Consider the following 1028-nt stretch of genomic DNA (forward strand, 5'->3'; position numbering starts at 1 on the left):
TTCATCCCGTTCCGCCTCAAGCTGTGCAATGGCAGATTGGTGGTCGATGAATTTGACATAATCACCAGAAGCGCTAGTTGCCATATAACTGTTATCGTCGCCATCGTACGCTATGTCATATTGAGCAACCGGCGTCACGTCCTGCGCTTGCTTGGCAAAGTCCGGGTGAGAAAGTGCATCTTCACAGGCTGCATCTGCGCAACAACCACATGATGGCCAATCACAACCATGCTCACCCCGTTCAGTTGACATTGCAAATTGCGCCATCAACTGAATGACCGAATGAACGCTGAATTTGTCGCCACCTTTCCAACCGTTCTTTTTCAGTAGCTCGCGAGCATGTTCCTCAAAGGAGCGCTTCGAAGTCTTGATGCTGGAGAAAGGCTTCCCTGAGGCCTCCTTGGTGAGTTCGTCAGTATCGAAACCGAGCAATTGAGTGCTAATGGCAGATTGGTGGTCGGAAATCCTCATGAGTGGTTCGATATTCTTTGACGGATCAAATGCAGGCTTATTGATACAGGCCATCCATACTTCATCGTAAGGGTGAAAATGGCGCTCTTTCCATTGCCACCGATAAGCAACCGGCGTCACGTCCTGCGCTGGCTCTGGTAGAGCGGCGGCAGCCTCGCGCATCAACGCGTCTGCTGTTCGAATATAATCAAGATTGTCATCAATCTGATCATCTGCGTGCTTCAATAGTCGCTCACGCAGGCTAAGCGCTGTCTCTATGCTGGTCATGGCTTGACCTCACGGGCAGCGAGAGCAGAGAGAACGGCATCGGCGGCCTTAATCGCCTCACTGGCTACAATATCCCATGGCAACCCCTGATAGCCTGCTGCCGTACACATACCTGCCAATGCCTGACCAACGTAATATTGGTGAAGGGTCATGCCTGAATATCCCGGGTAGACATCACCAGCCGGTCCTACGGCAATTGCCTCCGGAAACGCCGGTCCACCGTCTTTAATCTGTGTCATGATTGCCTCGCAATGTTGCGACCGAACACGTCACGGACGCGTGGTGGCAGG

Annotated in this window: 2 protein-coding genes; both read right to left on the minus strand. The window is 52.3% G+C overall.

Translation table 11 applies throughout. The features are described 5' to 3' along the window. Nucleotides 1-738: hypothetical protein (locus ACTJJ7_RS28030; protein WP_440969500.1), on the minus strand; the 738-nt coding region annotated here is incomplete at its 3' end. Then, nucleotides 735-977, minus strand: coding sequence for a hypothetical protein (locus ACTJJ7_RS28035; protein WP_440969501.1), 243 nt, complete (start codon nt 975-977; stop codon nt 735-737). The genes ACTJJ7_RS28030 and ACTJJ7_RS28035, both read right to left, overlap by 4 nt. Between the last annotated feature and the right edge of the window lie 51 nt (nt 978-1028).

This window comes from Phyllobacterium sp. 22229 (genome assembly GCF_052056495.1).
GTDB classification, from domain to species: Bacteria; Pseudomonadota; Alphaproteobacteria; order Rhizobiales; family Rhizobiaceae; genus Phyllobacterium; species Phyllobacterium myrsinacearum.